19 protein-coding genes are annotated in these 18,412 nt (G+C 69.0%); 4 read left to right on the forward strand and 15 right to left on the reverse strand.

The features are described 5' to 3' along the window. Positions 1–573, forward strand: coding sequence for a cob(I)yrinic acid a,c-diamide adenosyltransferase (locus OHO83_RS17140; RefSeq protein ID WP_266674214.1), 573 nt, complete (start codon positions 1–3; stop codon positions 571–573). Here OHO83_RS17140 and OHO83_RS17145 read toward each other — a convergent pair. Beyond that, positions 570–1,115 carry a hypothetical protein gene (locus tag OHO83_RS17145; protein WP_266674212.1) on the reverse strand — a complete coding sequence of 182 codons (546 nt, stop codon included), beginning with the start codon at positions 1,113–1,115 and terminating at the stop codon, positions 570–572. The two genes, OHO83_RS17140 and OHO83_RS17145, sit on opposite strands and share 4 nt — an antisense overlap. A 170-nt stretch (positions 1,116–1,285) precedes the next feature. Between OHO83_RS17145 and OHO83_RS17150 the strand changes: the two genes are divergently transcribed. From OHO83_RS17150 to OHO83_RS17160, 3 genes are all read left to right on the forward strand, one after another. After that, positions 1,286–2,479 (forward strand): sensor histidine kinase, encoded by a 1,194-nt coding sequence (locus OHO83_RS17150; protein WP_266674210.1) that lies wholly within the window; start codon positions 1,286–1,288, stop codon positions 2,477–2,479. Continuing rightward, entirely contained in the window at positions 2,476–3,120 is a 645-nt protein-coding gene (locus OHO83_RS17155) for a response regulator (protein ID WP_266674208.1), read from the forward strand. The genes OHO83_RS17150 and OHO83_RS17155 overlap by 4 nt, the downstream gene beginning before the upstream one ends. A 175-nt stretch (positions 3,121–3,295) precedes the next feature. Continuing rightward, the gene (locus OHO83_RS17160) at positions 3,296–5,125 is read left to right on the forward strand and encodes a glycoside hydrolase family 18 chitinase (protein ID WP_329434024.1); all 1,830 of its coding nucleotides are present in this window, start codon (positions 3,296–3,298) and stop codon (positions 5,123–5,125) included. Between the two features lie 110 nt (positions 5,126–5,235). Here OHO83_RS17160 and OHO83_RS17165 read toward each other — a convergent pair whose 3' ends face one another. The 14 genes from OHO83_RS17165 to OHO83_RS17230 form a co-directional block, all read right to left on the reverse strand. Further along, positions 5,236–5,685 carry a DUF2550 domain-containing protein gene (locus OHO83_RS17165; protein WP_329434025.1) on the reverse strand — a complete coding sequence of 150 codons (450 nt, stop codon included), beginning with the start codon at positions 5,683–5,685 and terminating at the stop codon, positions 5,236–5,238. A gap of 188 nt (positions 5,686–5,873) precedes the next feature. Then, the gene (locus OHO83_RS17170; RefSeq protein ID WP_116509861.1) at positions 5,874–6,248 is read right to left on the reverse strand and encodes a F0F1 ATP synthase subunit epsilon; all 375 of its coding nucleotides are present in this window, start codon (positions 6,246–6,248) and stop codon (positions 5,874–5,876) included. A 142-nt stretch (positions 6,249–6,390) separates the two neighbouring features. Then, complete coding sequence (gene atpD, locus OHO83_RS17175) at positions 6,391–7,833, reverse strand: F0F1 ATP synthase subunit beta (RefSeq protein ID WP_266674202.1); 1,443 nt, start codon at positions 7,831–7,833, stop codon at positions 6,391–6,393. Further along, positions 7,833–8,750: a F0F1 ATP synthase subunit gamma gene (locus OHO83_RS17180; RefSeq protein WP_266674200.1), complete on the reverse strand. Its 918-nt coding sequence runs from the start codon at positions 8,748–8,750 to the stop codon at positions 7,833–7,835. Before OHO83_RS17180 ends, atpD begins: the two co-directional genes overlap by 1 nt. Before the next feature lie 20 nt (positions 8,751–8,770). Then, a complete protein-coding gene (atpA, locus tag OHO83_RS17185; RefSeq protein WP_266674198.1) occupies positions 8,771–10,363 on the reverse strand; it encodes a F0F1 ATP synthase subunit alpha in 1,593 nt (530 codons plus the stop codon). Positions 10,364–10,483: 120 nt separating this feature from the next. Beyond that, positions 10,484–11,305 carry a F0F1 ATP synthase subunit delta gene (locus tag OHO83_RS17190; protein ID WP_266674196.1) on the reverse strand — a complete coding sequence of 274 codons (822 nt, stop codon included), beginning with the start codon at positions 11,303–11,305 and terminating at the stop codon, positions 10,484–10,486. After that, positions 11,302–11,850, reverse strand: coding sequence for a F0F1 ATP synthase subunit B (locus tag OHO83_RS17195; protein WP_266674194.1), 549 nt, complete (start codon positions 11,848–11,850; stop codon positions 11,302–11,304). Before OHO83_RS17195 ends, OHO83_RS17190 begins: the two co-directional genes overlap by 4 nt. Before the next feature lie 37 nt (positions 11,851–11,887). Next, positions 11,888–12,127 (reverse strand): ATP synthase F0 subunit C, encoded by a 240-nt coding sequence (gene atpE, locus OHO83_RS17200; RefSeq protein ID WP_055564408.1) that lies wholly within the window; start codon positions 12,125–12,127, stop codon positions 11,888–11,890. A 77-nt stretch (positions 12,128–12,204) separates the two neighbouring features. Next, positions 12,205–12,975 carry a F0F1 ATP synthase subunit A gene (gene atpB / locus OHO83_RS17205; RefSeq protein ID WP_266676634.1) on the reverse strand — a complete coding sequence of 257 codons (771 nt, stop codon included), beginning with the start codon at positions 12,973–12,975 and terminating at the stop codon, positions 12,205–12,207. Positions 12,976–13,248: 273 nt separating this feature from the next. Then, the gene (locus OHO83_RS17210) at positions 13,249–13,698 is read right to left on the reverse strand and encodes a hypothetical protein (protein WP_266674190.1); all 450 of its coding nucleotides are present in this window, start codon (positions 13,696–13,698) and stop codon (positions 13,249–13,251) included. Positions 13,699–13,960: 262 nt separating this feature from the next. Continuing rightward, complete coding sequence (locus OHO83_RS17215) at positions 13,961–15,337, reverse strand: MraY family glycosyltransferase (RefSeq protein ID WP_330279628.1); 1,377 nt, start codon at positions 15,335–15,337, stop codon at positions 13,961–13,963. 129 nt (positions 15,338–15,466) lie between these two features. After that, positions 15,467–16,735, reverse strand: a complete 1,269-nt coding sequence (glyA, locus tag OHO83_RS17220; protein WP_329434026.1) for a serine hydroxymethyltransferase — start codon at positions 16,733–16,735, stop codon at positions 15,467–15,469. Between the two features lie 375 nt (positions 16,736–17,110). After that, complete coding sequence (locus OHO83_RS17225) at positions 17,111–17,752, reverse strand: arsenate reductase/protein-tyrosine-phosphatase family protein (RefSeq protein WP_266674184.1); 642 nt, start codon at positions 17,750–17,752, stop codon at positions 17,111–17,113. After that, the gene (locus tag OHO83_RS17230) at positions 17,749–18,396 is read right to left on the reverse strand and encodes an L-threonylcarbamoyladenylate synthase (RefSeq protein WP_100595861.1); all 648 of its coding nucleotides are present in this window, start codon (positions 18,394–18,396) and stop codon (positions 17,749–17,751) included. The genes OHO83_RS17225 and OHO83_RS17230 overlap by 4 nt, the downstream gene beginning before the upstream one ends. Between the last annotated feature and the right edge of the window lie 16 nt (positions 18,397–18,412).

The following is an 18,412-nucleotide window of genomic DNA, read 5'->3' on the forward strand; positions in this document are numbered from 1 at the left end:
ATGGTCAATCTGACACGTATCTACACCAGGACCGGCGACCAGGGCACGACCGCCCTCGGCGACATGAGCCGGACCGCCAAGACCGATCTGCGGATCTCCGCCTACGCCGACGCCAACGAGGCCAATGCCGTCATCGGCACGGCGGTCGCGCTCGGCGGGCTCGACGAGGAGGTCGTGAAGGTCCTCGTACGGGTCCAGAACGACCTCTTCGACGTGGGCGCCGACCTGTCCACGCCCGTGGTCGAGGATCCGAAGTACCCTCCGCTGCGCGTCGAGCAGTTCTACGTCGACAAGCTGGAGGCGGACTGCGACCGCTTCAACGAGCAGCTGGAGAAGCTCCGGTCCTTCATCCTGCCCGGGGGCACGCCGGGTGCGGCGCTGCTGCACCAGGCGTGCACCGTGGTCCGCAGGGCCGAGCGCTCCACCTGGGCGGCGCTGGAGGTCCACGGCGAGTCGATGAACCCGCTGACCGCGACGTATCTGAACCGCCTGTCCGACCTCCTGTTCATCCTGGCGCGGACGGCGAACAAGGAGGTCGGGGACGTGCTCTGGGTCCCGGGCGGCGAGCGCTAGCGGTCCAGGGCGGGCGCCTTCTTCGGGAACAGCGTGTAGCTCAGCGCGATCACGAGGTTGAGACCGATCACGAAGAGCATCTTCTGCTGCCACATCCGCAGCGAGCCGGTGTTCCCGTCGGCGCCCACGTACCAGACGGCACCCTGGAGCAGGGCGAGCGCGACGGCGCAGGCGAGGATCCAGCGCGCGGCCGTCCGCCACTCGTGGGCGGCGCGCGCGGCCCCGTACCTCGGCGGCTTCACCGGGGGCGGTCCCCCGGCGAACCGGTGGGCGACGCGGGCGTCCACCCATGTGACGGTGGAGTGGCCGAGCCCGACGGAGAAGCCGATGTAGACGGCGGCGAGGCCGTGTTTCCAGTCCGGTTCGGCCCCGTTCTTGAGGTCCATCGCGGTGACGACGAACAGGACGACCTCCAGGAGCGGCTCGCACAGCAGGACGCCGACGCTCGTGCGCGGCATCTTCGCCACGTAGCGCAGGGCGAGTCCCGCGGCGAGCAGCACCCAGAAGCCGATCTCGCAGGCGACGATCAGCGTGACGATCACGGCGGGCTCCTCGGGACGGGCTGGTGGTCTCCTTCCAGCGTCCCGTCGGTCCGGCCGCCGGTCGTCGTCGGCGGTGACGAATCGGGACTGCATCCTTCGATGTACGTCGGCCGCGCGGGACCGCCCGCCAGGTGCAGGCGCCGCCCCGTCCGGCCGTATTCAATGGGGGCATGCCCCTGCCCCTGTCCCGTCCGCACCGCGACGACGTCCGTATCGCGGCGGTCGGCCTGCTGGGCGGTCTCCTGCTGTGGGCGCTCGGCCTGACCAACAGCCAGGGCTGGCGGGCCCTCGGCGGCGCGTGGCTGCTGGTGCCGCTCTGCGCGATGGCGGCCCTGGAACTGCTGCGCAGGACCGCGCCCCGGACCGCCCTGGTCCTCGGCACCCTCGTCCTGGTCACGGACCAGTTCACGCCGGGCAGCCTCGCGACGACGCTGATGTTCACCGACCTCGTCTACGCGGCCGTCCTGTACGGCACCCCGGCGGCCGCCCGTCGCGTCCCGGTGACCACGGCGCTGATCACCATCGCGGTGACCCTGGGGTTCCTGGCCTGGTTCCGCAGGCCGGAGGCGCTCCTGATCGGGGTCGTGACCGGGCTCGTGTCGTTCGCGCCCGCGGCCACCGGCGTCCTCGTACGCAACCACCGGGAGGCCGCGGAGTCCGCGCGGCTGCGCGCCGAACAGACCGCGCTGCTCGCGGAGATGGACCGCACGCAGGCGGTCGTCGCCGAGCGGGCGCGGATGGCCCGCGAGCTGCACGACATGGTCGCCAACCATTTGTCCGCGATCGCCATCCACTCCACGGCCGCGATCTCGCTCGACGATCCGAGGACCACGCGGCAGGCGCTCACCGTCATCCGCGAGAACAGCGTGGAGGGCCTCGCCGAGATGCGGCGACTCATCGGCATCCTGCGGGACGACAGCGGCGACTCCCCGGGCGAGCCCGCCGCCGCGCCCACACTGGACGGCCTCGCAGCCCTCGTCGAGCAGTCCCGCACGAACGGCCTCGACGTCGCGCTCACCGCCGGCGACGGCGTCGGCGGCCTGCCCGCACCGATCGGGCTCGCCGCGTACCGCATCGTGCAGGAATCCCTCACGAACGCGCTCAAGCACGCGTCGCACGGCACCGTCCGCGTGGCCGTCCACCGCACCGACGGGGCCCTGACCGTGCGGGTGACCAGCCCGTACGGAGACCTGGACGGCCCGCGCGCACCCGGCTCGGGCGCCGGTCTCATCGGGATGCGCGAGCGCACCGCGCTGCTGCGCGGCACGTTCGAGGCGGGTCCCGAGAGCGGGCCCGACGGCAAGATCTGGCAGGTCAGGGCCGAGCTGCCGGTCGGCCCGGCTGACGAAGGAGTGTCCGAGTGATCCGCGTGCTCGTCGCCGAGGACCAGTCCGCCGTACGGGCGGGGCTGGTCCTGATCCTGGGCAGCGCCCCCGACATCGAGGTCGTCGGGGAGGCTTCGGACGGCGAACAGGCGGTGGCGATGGCGCGCGCACTTCGGCCGGATCTCGTCCTCATGGACATCCAGATGCCGCGCCTCGACGGCGTCTCGGCGACCCGTCAGGTGGTCTCCGAGGGGCTCGCGGACGTGCTCGTCCTGACGACGTTCGACCTCGACGAGTATGTCTTCGGGGCGCTGCGCGCGGGCGCCGGCGGGTTCCTGCTGAAGAACACCGAGGCGAAGGACCTGATCGAGGGGGTCCGCACGGTCGCTCGCGGTGAAGGGCTGATCGCTCCGGCGGTGACCCGCAAGCTCATCGCCGAGTTCGCGGCGAAGCCCGTACGCCCGGAGCCGGGGCCCGCGCCCGAGGGGCTCGACACCCTCACGCGCCGGGAGCGCGAGGTGCTTTCCTGCCTCGGTGACGGGTTGTCGAACGCGGAGGTCGCGGTGCGTCTGGGGATGGCGGAGGCGACGGTGAAGACGCACGTCAGCAGGTTGCTCGGGAAGCTGGAGCTGCGCAGCAGGGTGCAAGCGGCCGTCCTGGCACAGGAGTTGGGGCTGTGAGGGGTCGATTCCTGTAATTGGTTTAGACCTTGACCGCTGGTCCAGACCTTTCTATTCTCACGGCACTGCGGTGAGCGCAGCCATGCACATGACCAGCACGGCGATGCTCACGGGCGGCGCAGGGTTTTACCCCCGTCCTGTCCCCCGGATACCACCCGAGGAGCACCCCTTGCGCTTGAGACTCAGACAGAGAGCCGTGGCAGGCCTCACCACCCTGCTGCTCCCGGCCGCCGCCCTCGTCGGCCTCGCCACCCCCTCCCACGCGGCCGCCGCCGCGAGCACCGCCACCGCGACCTACGCCAAGACCCAGGACTGGGGCACCGGCTTCGAAGGCAAGTGGACCGTCAAGAACACCGGTACCACGGCCCTCAGTTCATGGACCGTCGAGTGGGACTTCCCCGCCGGCACCAAGGTGACCTCCGCCTGGGACGCCACCGTCACCAACTCCGCCGACCACTGGACCGCCAAGAACGTCTCCTGGAACGGGTCGCTCGCCCCCGGCGCCTCGGTCTCCTTCGGGTTCAACGGCTCGGGCCCCGGCGCCCCTTCCGGCTGCAAGCTCAACGGCGCCTCCTGCGACGGCGGTGACGTCCCCGGCGACGCGGCCCCCTCCGCGCCCGGCACCCCCACCGCCTCCTCCGTCACGGACACCTCGGTCAAGCTCGCCTGGACCGCGGCCACCGACGACAAGGGCATCAAGAACTACGACGTCCTGCGCGACGGCACCAAGGTCGCGACGGTGACGGGGACTTCGTACTCCGACACCGGGCTCACCGCCGGCACGGACTACTCGTACACCGTCCAGGCCCGTGACACCGCCGACCAGAGCGGGCCGGCCTCCGGCTCCGTCAGGGTGCACACGACCGGCGGCGGCACCGACCCGGGCCCCGGCGGCAAGGTCAAGATGGGGTACTTCACCGACTGGGGCGTCTACGGCCGCCAGTACTTCCCGAAGAACCTGGAGACCTCCGGCTCCGCCGCGAAGGTCACCCACATCAACTACGCCTTCGGCAACGTCCAGGGCGGCAAGTGCACCATGGGCGACTCCTACGCCGACACCGACATGGCGTACACCGCAGCCAACTCCGTCTCCGGCCAGGCCGACACCTGGGACCAGCCGCTGCGCGGCGCCTTCAACCAGCTGCGCCAGCTGAAGGCCAAGCACCCGAACCTCAAGATCATCTGGTCGTTCGGCGGCTGGACCTGGTCCGGCGGCTTCCCGGAGGCCGCGAAGAACCCCGCCGCGTTCGCGCAGTCCTGCTACGACCTGGTCGAGGACCCGCGCTGGGCCGACGTCTTCGACGGCATCGACATCGACTGGGAGTACCCCAACGCCTGCGGCCTGTCCTGCGACACCTCGGGCCAGGACGCCCTGAAGAAGCTGGCGTCCGCGCTGCGCGCCAAGTTCGGCTCCAACAACCTGGTGACGGCGGCCATCACGGCCGACGCGTCCACCGGCGGCAAGATCGAGAAGAACGACTACGCGGGCGCGTCCCAGTCCTTCGACTGGTACAACGTCATGACCTACGACTTCTTCGGCGCGTTCAACGCCCAGGGTCCGACGGCCCCGCACTCCCCGCTCACCTCGTACCCCGGCATCCCGCAACAGGGCTTCGACTCCGCCGACGCCATCGCCAAGTTGAAGGCCCAGGGCGTCCCGTCGGGCAAGCTCCTGCTCGGCATCGGCTTCTACGGCCGCGGCTGGACCGGCGTCACTCAGAAGGAGCCGGGCGGCACCGCGACCGGACCCGCAGCCGGCACCTACGAGCAGGGCATCGAGGACTACAAGGTCCTCAAGACCAAGTGCCCCGCCAACGGCACCGTCGCCGGCACGGCCTACGCGTACTGCGGCAGCGACTGGTGGTCCTACGACACCCCCGCGACGATCAACTCCAAGATGGCCTGGGCCAAGAGCCAGAACCTCGGCGGCGCCTTCTTCTGGGAGTTCAGCGGTGACACCACCAACGGCGAGCTGGTGACCGCCATCGACGGCGGCCTGAGGTAACAGCACCGGGCCGCACATGACGGAAGCCGGGTGAACGGGGCCGCCCCCTGTTCACCCGGCTTCTCCATGCGCAACCTCAGGCCGCGTTCGCCCTCCCCCGAAGAGCTCCGCTACGCCACGTTCACCCTCTGGCCGGGGGGAGCGGCCTCCAGCCACGCCAGGAAACCGGTCAGCGCGTCCTCGCTCATCGCCAGCTCGAGACGCGAGCCGCGGTGCGAGCACGCGAGCACGATCGCGTCCGAGAGCAGGGCCAACTCCTCCTCGCCCTCAGGCGCGCGACGGCCTGTCACCTCGATCGCCGAACGCTCCAGGGTGCGACGGGGCCTGACCGCATAGGAGAAGACCCGGAACCACTCGATCCGGTCGCCGTTGTAGCGGGCCACTCCGTAGCCCCAGCCCTTGCCGGAGGCGTCGCCGCCCTCGGGCACGTCCCACCGCAGGGAGCAGTCGAAGGTGCCCCCGGAGCGCTGGATCAGCCGGCGCCTGAGGCCGAAGACGAACAACCCCAGCAATACGAGTACGACGACCGCGACCACGCACAGCACGAGAACGAGGACCATTCGTACCGACCTCCTCGCCTCATCTGATAATGGGCCCGACAGCGGATCCGATAACGGAACTGCAAAATTGACCAAGGATCGCCTCAGCCGCGACCTGGTCCGGAGAGGTTCTCCGGTCCTGGCCGCGGCTGAGTCATGTCACTCCGCGCTCCCCCAGAGCCTAAAGGGCCTGGGAGGTACCCCCAAACTCAGCGCGTCGCCACCGCACGCAGTCGGACGTCCGCGCGACGCTCGGCGGATGCGTCGGCATCCGACTTCGCGCGCTCGAGCGCCCGCTCCGCACGCTGGACATCGATCTCGTCCGACAGCTCGGCGATCTCGGCGAGCAGGGACAGCTTGTTGTCGGCGAACGAGACGAAACCGCCGTGCACAGCGGCGACAACCGTCCCGCCGTCGCTCGTACGGATCATCACCGGGCCCGACTCCAGCACACCGAGAAGCGGCTGGTGACCGGGCATGACGCCGATGTCGCCGGACGCGGTGCGCGCGACGACCAGGGTGGCCTCGCCGGACCAGACACTGCGGTCCGCGGCGACGAGCTCGACATGCAGCTCAGCAGCCAAGGTGGGCTCCTCGGGTCACCACCCGGCCGTTGCTGCCGGGTGTTGGGTCAAAGTCTAGTCGGCGTACGGAGAGGGGCGGGACACACCCTGCGGGTATCCCCCGCCCCTCTCCCACGAGTCTGTGCTTCCGGAGAAGCCAGAATCAGGAGACGCCGAGCTCCTTGGCGTTGGCCTTGAGGTCCTCGATGCCACCGCACATGAAGAACGCCTGCTCGGGGAAGTGGTCGTACTCGCCGTCGCAGATCGCGTTGAACGCGGTGATCGACTCCTCGAGCGACACGTCCGAACCGTCCACGCCGGTGAACTGCTTGGCGGCGTGGGTGTTCTGCGACAGGAAGCGCTCGACGCGACGGGCACGGTGGACAACGAGCTTGTCCTCCTCGCCCAGCTCGTCGATACCGAGGATCGCGATGATGTCCTGGAGATCCTTGTACTTCTGCAGGATCGTCTTGACGCGCATCGCCGCGTCGTAGTGGTCCTGCGCGATGTAGCGCGGGTCCAGGATGCGGGACGTGGAGTCCAGCGGGTCCACGGCCGGGTAGATGCCCTTCTCGGAGATCGGACGGGAGAGAACCGTCGTCGCGTCGAGGTGGGCGAACGTGGTGGCCGGGGCCGGGTCGGTCAGGTCGTCCGCGGGGACGTAGATCGCCTGCATCGAGGTGATCGAGTGACCACGGGTCGACGTGATGCGCTCCTGGAGGAGACCCATCTCGTCGGCGAGGGTCGGCTGGTAACCCACCGCGGAGGGCATGCGGCCGAGCAGGGTCGAGACCTCGGAACCGGCCTGCGTGAAGCGGAAGATGTTGTCGATGAAGAACAGCACGTCCTGCTTCTGCACATCGCGGAAGTACTCCGCCATGGTCAGACCGGCCAGGGCGACGCGAAGACGCGTGCCCGGCGGCTCGTCCATCTGGCCGAAGACCAGCGCGGTCTTGTCCAGAACGCCGGCTTCCTCCATCTCGACCATGAGGTCGTTGCCCTCACGGGTGCGCTCGCCGACACCGGCGAAGACGGAGACACCGTCGTGCAGCTTGGCCACACGGACGATCATTTCCTGGATCAGAACGGTCTTGCCGACACCGGCACCACCGAACAGACCGATCTTTCCACCCTTGACGTACGGGGTGAGAAGGTCGACGACCTTCAGGCCGGTCTCGAACATCTCGGTCTTGGACTCGAGCTGGTCGAAGGCCGGGGCCTTGCGGTGGATCTCCCAGCGCGGGGCCTCCGCGACGCTGGACGCGTCGTCGTTCAGCACGTCGCCCAGGGTGTTGAACACCCGGCCCTTGGTCAGGTCACCGACGGGCACCGAGATGCCGGCGCCGGTGTCCGTCACGGCGGCCTGGCGGACCAGGCCGTCGGTGGGCTGCATCGAGACCGTACGGACCACGCCGTCACCCAGGTGCTGGGCGACCTCGAGGGTCAGCGTCTTCTTCGCGCCCTCGGTGGCCGGGTCGTCGACCTGGACGTGGAGGGCGTTGTAGATCTCCGGCATCGCGTCGACGGGGAACTCCACGTCGACGACCGGGCCGATGACCCGGGCGACGCGGCCCGTGGCAACGGCCGTCTCAACAGTGGTCGTCATTACTTGTCACTCCCCGCGGTCGCGTCGGACAGGGCTGCAGTGCCGCCGACGATCTCGCTGATTTCCTGGGTGATTTCGGCCTGGCGGGCCGCGTTGGCAAGTCGGGAGAGCGAGTTGATCAAGTCTCCCGCGTTGTCGGTCGCCGACTTCATCGCGCGGCGCGTGGCGGCGTGCTTGGAAGCAGCCGACTGGAGCAGCGCGTTGTAGATACGGCTCTCGACGTAGCGCGGCAACAGGGCGTCGAGGACGTCCTCCGCCGACGGTTCGAAGTCGTACAGCGGAAGGATCTCGCCCTTGGACTTCGACTCCTCCGCCACCTCTTCGAGGCTGAGCGGAAGCAGACGGCCGTCAATGGCCGACTGCGTCATCATCGAGATGAACTCCGTGTAGACGATGTGGAGTTCATCCACGCCGCCCTCCGCCGAGTCCTTCTCGATCGCCTCGATCAGCGGGCCCGCGACCTTCTTGGCGTCCGCGTACGTGGGCTCGTCGGTGAAGCCCGTCCACTGCTCCGCGATCTTGCGCTCACGGAAGTTGTAGTGGGCGACACCACGGCGGCCGACGATGTAGATCTCGACCTCCTTGCCCTCGGCCTCGAGACGCGCGGTCAGCTTCTCCGCGGCCTTGATGGCGTTCGAGTTGAAGGCGCCGGCGAGACCACGGTCGCTCGTGAGGAGCAGCACCGCGGTGCGCGTCGCCGTCTCCGGCTCCGTCGTCAGCGGGTGGTTCGTGTTCGAACCGGTGCCGACAGCCGTGACCGCGCGGGTGAGCTCGGTCGCGTACGGCGTGGAGGCCGCCACCTTGCGCTGCGCCTTGACGACACGCGAGGCGGCGATCATCTCCATCGCCTTGGTGATCTTCTTGGTCGCGGTGACGGATTTGATGCGACGCTTGTAGACCCGGAGCTGGGCTCCCATGAGTCAGGTCCCTTCCGTCGTCACTTACCGGCGGCGGCCGGAGCGTCCTCGCCGAGAAGCTTCCCGTCCGAGGTCTCGAACTGCTTCTTGAAGTCCGCGATGGCGTCGGCGGCGGCGGTCAAGGTGTCGTCCGACATCTTGCCGCCCTCCTTGATGGAGGTCATCAGGCCCTGCTCCTTGCGGTGCAGGTAGTCGAGCAGCTCGCGCTCGAAGCGCCGGATGTCCACGACCGGGACGTCGTCCATCTTGCCGGTGGTACCGGCCCAGACGGAGACAACCTGGTCCTCGGTCGCCATCGGCTGGTACTGGGGCTGCTTGAGCAGCTCGACCATGCGCTGACCGCGCTCCAGCTGGGCCTTCGACGCGGCGTCCAGGTCGGAACCGAAGGCGGCGAACGCCTCGAGCTCACGGAACTGGGCGAGGTCCACGCGGAGGCGGCCGGAGACCTGCTTCATCGCCTTGTGCTGCGCGGAACCACCGACTCGGGAGACGGAGATACCGACGTTCAGCGCGGGGCGCTGACCGGCGTTGAACAGGTCCGACTCCAGGAAGCACTGGCCGTCGGTGATGGAGATGACGTTGGTCGGGATGAACGCCGACACGTCGTTCGCCTTGGTCTCGACGATCGGCAGACCGGTCATCGAGCCGGAACCCATCTCGTCCGAGAGCTTCGCGCAGCGCTCGAGGAGGCGGGAGTGCAGGTAGAAGACGTCACCCGGGTAGGCCTCGCGCCCCGGCGGGCGGCGGAGCAGCAGGGACACGGCGCGGTAGGCGTCGGCCTGCTTCGAGAGGTCGTCGAAGATGATGAGGACGTGCTTGCCCTCGTACATCCACTGCTGACCGATGGCCGAACCGGTGTACGGCGCAAGGTACTTGAAGCCGGCCGGGTCGGACGCCGGGGCGGCGACGATGGTCGTGTACTCCAGCGCGCCGGCCTCTTCCAGGGCGCCACGCACGGAGGCGATGGTCGAGCCCTTCTGGCCGATGGCGACGTAGATGCAGCGGACCTGCTTCTTCGGGTCGCCGGTGCGCCAGTTGTCGCGCTGGTTGATGATCGTGTCGACAGCCAGGGCGGTCTTGCCCGTCTGGCGGTCGCCGATGATCAGCTGACGCTGACCGCGGCCGATCGGGGTCATCGCGTCGACGGCCTTGTAGCCGGTCTCCATCGGCTCGTGCACCGACTTGCGCTGCATGACCGTGGGGGCCTGCAGCTCAAGGGCACGACGCGCGCTGGTCTCGATCTCGCCGAGGCCGTCGATCGGGGCGCCGAGCGGGTCGACGACGCGACCCAGGTAGCCCTCGCCGACGGCGACGGAGAGCACCTCACCGGTGCGCTGCACCGGCTGGCCCTCCTCGATACCGGTGAACTCACCGAGCACGATGGCACCGATCTCGCGCTCCTCGAGGTTGAGGGCGAGGCCGAGGGTGCCGTCCTCGAACTTCAGCAGTTCGTTGGCCATGGCCGAGGGCAGGCCCTCGACCTTCGCGATGCCGTCGCCGGCAAGGGTGACCGTACCGACCTCCTCGCGCGAGGCCGCGTCCGGCTTGTACGCCTGGACAAAGTTCTCCAGCGCGTCCCGGATCTCCTCCGGCCGGATCGTGAGCTCCGCCATCTGGGTTCCCTGCTCTCCTTGTTGGGCCCGAAGTTTTCTTGGGGGGTCTGGGGTCAGCCCCCAGGAATCCTCTGCACGGCCCAACTAGGGCCGTAGGTACTACTACGTTGTGCGAGTCGGCTAGCCGGCCATACGGCGGCTGGCGTCCTCAATGCGGTCCGCGATGCTTCCGTTGATGAGCTCGTCGCCCACCTGCACGTTGATCCCGCCGAGGACCTCGGGGTCCACGTCGAGGTTCAGGTGCATCTGACGCCCGTAGAGCTTTGCCAGGGCGGCGCCCAGGCGCTGCTTCTGCGCATCGCTCAGCGGAACCGCCGTGGTGACGACAGCCACCGTGCGGTCCCGGCGGTCCGCGGCGAGCTTGGACAGGGACTCGAGTCCCCCCTCCAGGCTACGTCCACGCGGCTGAGTCACAAGGCGCTCGACCAGTCGCTCGGTGGTGGCCGTGGCGCGACCGCCGAGCAGGCTGCGCAGCAGCTCACCCTTGGCCGTGCCCGTGGCGATACGGTCCGTGAGCGCGGCGCGCAGCTCGGTGCTCGAGGAGACGATCCGGCCGAACCGGAACAGCTCGTCCTCGACGTCGTCCAGCTCGCCCGCCTTCTGCGCCGCGGTCAGCTCGGCGATACTGGCGAGCTCCTCGACGGAGTCGACCAGGTCGCGCGGGGCGGACCAGCGGGAGCGGACCAGGCCGGCCACCAGGTCGGCGGTCGCACCGCTGACCTGGCCGCCCAGCAGGCGCCCCGCGAGCTCGGCCTTGGCCTCGCCGGACTGCGCCGGGTCGGTCAGGACCCGACGCAGCGACACCTCGCGGTCGAGCAGCGCGGTGACCGCGGCCAGCTCTCCGGCAAGCTGTCGGGCGTCGACCGAGGTGCTGTCGGTCAGCGCGTCGAGACGCTCACGTGCGGAGGCGAGGGCCTCGCGGCTCGCTCCGTGGGCAGTCATCGAACAGCCTCGGCCTTCTCCTCGAGGTCGTCGAGGAAGCGGTCGATCGTGCGCGACTGCCGGGCGTGGTCCTCGAGGGACTCGCCGACCAGCTTGCCGGCCAGGGTGGTGGCCAGCTGGCCGACGTCCTGGCGCAGCGCCTGAGCGGCGGCCTTGCGGTCGGCCTCGATCTGCGAGTGGCCGGCGGCGATGATTTCCTCACGCTGCCGCTGGCCTTCCGCGCGCATCTCGGCGATGAGCGTGGCGCCCTGCTCCTGCGCCTCCTGGCGCAGACGCGCGGCCTCGTGACGAGCCTCGGCCAGCTGAGCCTTGTACTGCTCGAGCACGCTCTGGGCCTCGGTCTGGGCCGACTCGGCCTTCTCGATACCGCCTTCGATCAGCTCGCGGCGCTCTTCCAGCGTCTTGTTGATACGCGGGAGGAGCTTCTTGGCGAAGAAGAAGAAGACGATGGCGAAGGCAAGCGTGCCAATGAGCAGCTCGGGACCCGGCGGGATGAGCGGGTTCTGCTCCTCCTCGGCCGCGAGTGCAACCAGGTTGGCGATCACATCAGTGCCTTTCGTCGAAAGTGTCGGTAAGAAGTGATTACTTACCGAACACGAACGGCATAACGATGCCGATGAGGGCGAGCGCCTCACAGAACGCGAAGCCGAGGATCTGGTTGGCGCGGATCAGGCCGGCGGCCTCGGGCTGACGGGCCAGGGCCTGGGTGCCGTTACCGAAGACGATGCCGACGCCGATGCCGGGGCCGATGGCAGCGAGACCGTAGCCGATGGAACCGAGGGAGCCGGAGACGCCAGCGGCGAGTTCGAGGGTCGCGGACATGCCGTTACTTCCTTCTCTTTAACGAACCGGTGGGGGTTGGCCACCGGACGACTGAAATATGACGGGACGGGACTGGCTCAGTGGTGCTCGGCGAGCGCGCCCTGGATGTACGTGCAGGCGAGGAGCACGAAGACGTACGCCTGGACGGCCTGCACGAAAAGCTCGAAGAGGATCATGACGACGGTCATGACGAACGAGACGCCCGCGGCCGGGATCATGTAGCTGTTCAGCAGGTACCAGGAGGCAACGGTGAACATGACCAGCATCAGGTGACCGGCGAACATGTTCGCGAACAGTCGCACCGCGTGCGTGAACGGCCGGACGAGCAGGTTCGAGAAGAACTCGATGAACGAGACGAGCCACTTGATCGGGCCGAGCGAGTTGTCGTAGCCCGTGATGTTCTTCCAGCCGCCCACGAAACCGTGGCGCTTGAAGGTCAGCGGCACCCAGATCAGGTAGACGATGACGGCGAGCACGATCGGGTACGCGATGACCGACGACACCGGGAACTGGGCCAGCGGAATCACGGACCACACGTTCATGATCCAGATGAAGAAGAACATCGAGACCATGACGGGGACGTACTTCTCGCCCTCCTTCTTGCCGAGGGTCTCGTAGACGATGTTGCGGCGTACGAAGTCGTACCCCGCCTCACCGATCATCTGGAGCTTCCCCGGGACCACCTTGGCTCGGCCGAAGGCGGCGTAGAAGAGGCTCATGATGACCAGCGTCGTCAACAGGGCAAGCAGCATCACCTTGTTGAACTCGAACCCGCCGACGGTGAAGATCGGCTGGAACAGGAACGAGTGCAGACCGGGAGCCGGAAAGCCGCAGCCGTTGTCGGACAGGATCCGACAGCTCCAGTCAAAGGCGAGCTCAGTCTGGTCAGCACTCACCACGGGCTCCTTCGGCGTGACGCATAGGTACGGCAACCTCGTTGTGTCGTTGCGGCGCGCAGCCGCGGATCGGCACCGGTCTGGTGTTTCGGATGTGGGGGCGGCAGGCAGGCAGTGAGCCTCGCAGTCGAGCAGGCGTCAGCTCAGATGCCCGCGCCCGCAGTGCCGCAGTTGGCACCGGACGATAGCAGTAACGCGAACCCGCACTTATCCCGCCCCTACCCCTCATGACGACGACCCTGAATTCTCGGGCTTGTCACTCTTCTCGGAGTCTTTCGCCGAGTCGGGATCGATATAGAAAATCTTGGCCTTCATGTGCGCACGCGCCTGCGCGGCCATCCATACGACGGTGGCGGCGACGAGCGATGCGGCGAAGGCCTTGGGGTTGAACAGTGTCGTGTCCTTGAAGACGGCGACGAAGATCAGAAGCAGCAGCAACTGGGCGACATAGAGCATCAGCCCCATCGCCTGGAAGAGCTGCGGAAGCGATTTTGCCGTCCGCTGGAGGACGACCTGCCCGAGGCCCATGAAGACGATGACGACCACCGTGCCGATGACAGCGCCGAGCGCCCCCTTGCCGCCGGCGAGCACACCACTGATCACGGCGGCGATCGCGCCGGCAATGGCTGTGGGCACAACGGCCTGGAGGAGGATCCGTGCGTCATTCGAGGGCATGGCGGCAGCTCCGCTAACTGGACGGGGGCAGGGTGTCGTCATGGACGAGCGTAGACCGGGGCCGAGAGGGAACTTCGGGCCAATGGGCCGTCGCACTACGGTCCTTCGGCTCTATCCCCGGGTCTCGTGAACGGTATCACAAACTATTTGATGAGGTCTTTACCTCTACGGTGTGCTCACTGTCACACGTGAGAGGTAATCCGCCCGTCTGTGCAAAAACCGAGCCAACTTGTCTGGTAATGAGGCGTTTTCGTCCCGCGCATCAGCGCGACGAGTGCGCCTTGCGCCGATCCAGGAAGCGCGAACGGGGGCCAATGGCTGTTGCCCCGTTGACTCCTGCGGGCATCGGCGTGCGCGCACCCTCGTCCTCGGACGTCTCCGCAGCCGCGTCTGTCCCGGCCGCCTCGGCTTCGTCCTGCGCCGCGTACGACGGTGAGCTGCCCGCCACCTCGGCGGCCGCCTGCGCGGCCCGCCTGCGCCGGTAGCGCGGCGGCAGGAAGACCTCCGCCCAGCGCGGGGCGCGCGGCGTGAAGCGCGGCAGCAGAAGCAGTACGAGACCGACGAAGCTCAGCGCGACGATCGCCAGGACGATCCACATGGACGTCGAGTGGACGGAGTAGGCGACCGCGCCGAAGGACAGCAGCGCCGACCAGAAGTACATGATCAGGACCGCGCGACTGTGGGAGTGGCCGATCTCCAGGAGTCGGTGGTGCAGGTGCCCGCGGTCGGCGGCGAACGGCGACTGGCCCTTCCACGTACGGCGCACGATCGCGAGGACCAGGTCCGCGAACGGCACCGCGATGATCGTCAGCGGCATCAGCAGCGGGATGAAGACCGGCACCATCGCGTGAGTGGCGTCACGGGTGCCGCCGAAGTTCAGCTTCATCAGGCTCGGGTCGACCTGGCCGGTGATGGAGATGGCGCCGGCGGACAGGACGAGCCCGATGAGCATCGACCCGGAGTCGCCCATGAAGATCCTGGCGGGGTGCATGTTGTGCGGCAGGAAGCCCAGACACATGCCGATCAGGATCGCCGCGAACAGCGTCGCGGGGGCGGCCGCCTCGATGCCGTAGCCGTACCAGAGGCGGTACGAGTACAGGAAGAACGCCGACGCGGCGATGCACACCATGCCGGACGCGAGGCCGTCGAGGCCGTCCACGAAGTTGACCGCGTTGATGCTGATCACGACCAGGGCGACGGTGAGGAGCGTGCCCTGCCACTGCGTGAGCGAGACCGTGCCCACACCCGGGATCGGCAGCCACAGGATCGTCAGACCCTGCATGACCATGACGCCGGCGGCGATCATCTGGCCGCCCAGCTTGATCAGGGCGTCGATCTCGAACTTGTCGTCCAGGACGCCGATCAGCCAGATCAGGGCGGCTCCGGAGAGCAACGCCCGCGGCTCGTTCGACATCTTGAAGACGGGGCTGAGGTTCGTCAGGTGGTCCGCGACGAGGAGACCCGCGCACAGGCCGAAGAACATGGCGATCCCGCCGAGCCGGGGCGTGGGCTCCCGGTGCACGTCGCGGGCGCGGATCTCCGGCATGGCGCCGGCCACGATCGCGAACTTCCGCACCGGACCGGTCAGCAGGTATGTCACCGCGGCCGTGATGCAGAGCGTCAGCAGGTATTCACGCACGGGCTTCCCCACAGATATCGCTGGCCATCTCAGCCCCACACCCTAGCTTCGCGCGCATGTGGTGAAGGACTGCCGGGTAGCGATGATGGTTGCACGAGTGACGGGCCACCCCTGCCCGCCTACCCCTGTCTAGGCCGGATACGGCGGAAATCTTCCGGTGAGATCGCGCACTTCCGCACGCGCGGTACGCGGATCGATCTCGTCCCGCAGCACCCCCGAGAAGAGCACCGCGATGCGCGCCATCTCCGGCTCGCCCATGCCCTGGGTGGTGACGGCGGCGGTGCCGAGGCGCAGGCCGCGCCCGTCCCCGAAGGGCAGCGCGCACGTGTCGAGGACCATCCCGGCCGAGGCGAGCCGCCCCCGGGCGGTCGGGCCGTCGACGCCCAGCGACGTGGGGTCGGCGGTCAGCAGATGGGTGTCCGTGCCGCCCGTGGTGATCGCGAGGCCCTCGGCGTCGAGCGCGGCCGCGAGGACCCTCGCGTTGGCGACCACCTGCTGGGTGTACGCGGCGAAGGCCGGGGTCTCCGCCTCGCCGAACGCGACGGCCTTGGCGGCGATCGTGTGCATCTGGGCGCCGCCCTGCGTGAACGGGAAGACGGCCCGGTCGATGCGTCCGGCGAGCTCGGCCCCGCACAGGACCATGCCGCCGCGGGGGCCGCGCAGCACCTTGTGCGTGGTGGCGCAGACGACATCGGCGTACGGCACGGGGTTCGGCGCCGCTCCCCCGGCGACCAGGCCGATGGGGTGCGCGGCGTCGGCGATGAGGTAGGCGCCCACGTCGTCGGCGATGTCACGGAAGGCCGCGTAGTCGATGTGCCGGGGATAGGCGATCGAACCGCAGACGATCGCCTTGGGGCGGTGGGCGCGGGCCAGGGCGCGGACCTGGTCGTGGTCGATGAGGCCGGTCTCCGGGTCGACGCCGTAGGGCACGAAGTCGAACCAGCGGCCCGAGAAGTTCGCGGGCGAGCCATGGGTGAGGTGGCCGCCGTACGGGAGCCCCATCGCGAGGACGGTGTCACCGGGGCGCAGCAGGGCCGCGTACGCGGCGAGAACCGCGGAGGAGCCGGAGTGGGGCTGCACATTGGCGTGCTCGGCGCCGAAGAGCGCCCTGGCCCGGTCGACGGCGATCCGCTCCGCCACGTCGACGAGCTCGCAGCCGCCGTGGTGACGGGCGCCGGGATAGCCCTCGGCGTACTTGTTGGCGAGCGGGGAGCCTAGGGCCGCGAGGACGGCCGGCGACGTGAAGTTCTCGGCGGCGATCAGTTGCAGCGACGTGGCCTGCCGGACCGCCTCGCCGAGCATGATCTCGGCGATCTCGGGGTCCTGCCGGCGCAGCACGTCGAAGCCGGCGTGCGCATACGTCGCACCGGCGGGGGCTTGTTCAGTGGTGACCGGCATCTTGGGCTCCGGGCCTCGCGGGGGTGACCTCAAAACCAATGTAGGCCCGCACCGCCCGCGGCGCCCGAAACTCGGGTACGAGCGGGTAATCCGGCAGACGCTGTCACTTCGTTCGGCGGCAGTCCGGGACATCGGTCGGCGCCGTCACCACGGGATCCAGCGCCTCGCCGAGCCACTCCGACGCGCCACTCGCACCGCTCGGAGCCTCCCCGGCTTCACAGCGCTGCGCCGGACTGCGCCCGCCGCCTCAACCGCAGGCCGCAACACCCGTCAAAGCCGTCGCCACGGGATCCGGAGCCCCCTCAGCGCGCCACTCGCACCGCTCGGCCCCACAGCGCCTCCCCGGCTTCTCGGCGCCGGTCTGCGCCCGCCGGATCAACGGCAGGCCGGAACACCCGTCAAGGCCGTCACCACGGGATCCAGTGCCTCGCTGATCTCCTCGCCGACCGAGCGGAAGAACGGCAGAGGTGCGCCGTACGGGTCGTAGACCTCGTCGGCCTCGGCGTTCGGGGCGAGAAGCCACCCGCGTAGAGCCGCCGCGGCGCGCACCAGTGCGCGTGCGCGCTCCACCACGCCGCCGTCCAGCGGGTCGGGCAGCGTGGCCGGGTCGATGGCCTGGACGAGGCGCGTGAACTCCTTCAGCGTGAAGGTGCGCAGGCCCGCGCTGTGGCCCATCGAGATGACCTGGGCGCGGTGGTCGCGGGTGGCCGTGAGGACCAGGTCCGCGCGGATCACGTGGTCGTCGAGGAGCTCGCGCCCCACGAAGCCGGAGGCGTCCGCACCGAAGTCCGCGAGGACGGCCTCGGCATTGGCCTCCATGGGCGCGCCCTCGTGGCCCCAGGTGCCCGCGCTCTCGACGATCAGACCGCGTACGAGGGGGTCCCCGAGCCTGCCCACCAGGGCATGCCGGGTCAGCCGCTCGGTGATCGGCGAGCGGCACACGTTGCCGGTGCTGACATGGAGGATGCGGAAGGAGTCCCCGGTGCCTATGCCACGCCCCGTCTCAGGGGCTGTCAATTCGCCACCTCGAGGTCGGGTACGACCTTGCGCAGCTCGTCCGCGGTCAGGGCACCCGCGCGCAGGAGCACCGGAACCTTCCCGGTCACGTCGACGATCGAGGACGGGACGATGCCGGGCGTGGGGCCGCCGTCGAGGTAGACGGAGACGGAGTCGCCGAGCATGTCCTGCGCGGCGTCGCAGTCCTCGGGGGCGGGGTGCCCCGTGAGGTTCGCGGAGGACACGGCCATGGGGCCGACCTCGGTGAGCAGCTCGATCGCGACCGGGTGCAGGGGCATGCGGACGGCGACGGTGCCACGGGTGTCCCCGAGGTCCCACGCCAGGGACGGCTGGTGCTTGGCGACGAGCGTGAGAGCGCCCGGCCAGAACGCGTCGACGAGTTCCCAGGCCATCTCGGAGAAGTCCGTGACGAGGCCGTGCAGCGTGTTCGGGGAGCCGATGAGGACAGGGGTCGGCATGTTGCGGCCGCGCCCCTTGGCGTCCAGCAGGTCGGCGACGGCCTCGGAGGTGAAGGCGTCGGCGCCGATGCCGTACACGGTGTCGGTGGGCAGCACGACCAGCTCACCGCGGCGGACGGCGGACGCGGCTTCCCGCAGACCGGTCGTACGGTCCGACGCGTCGTTGGTGTCGTATCGCCGAGCCATTTAGCGGGCCTCCTCG

The organism is Streptomyces sp. NBC_00569 (assembly GCF_036345255.1).
Lineage (GTDB): Bacteria > Actinomycetota > Actinomycetes > Streptomycetales > Streptomycetaceae > Streptomyces.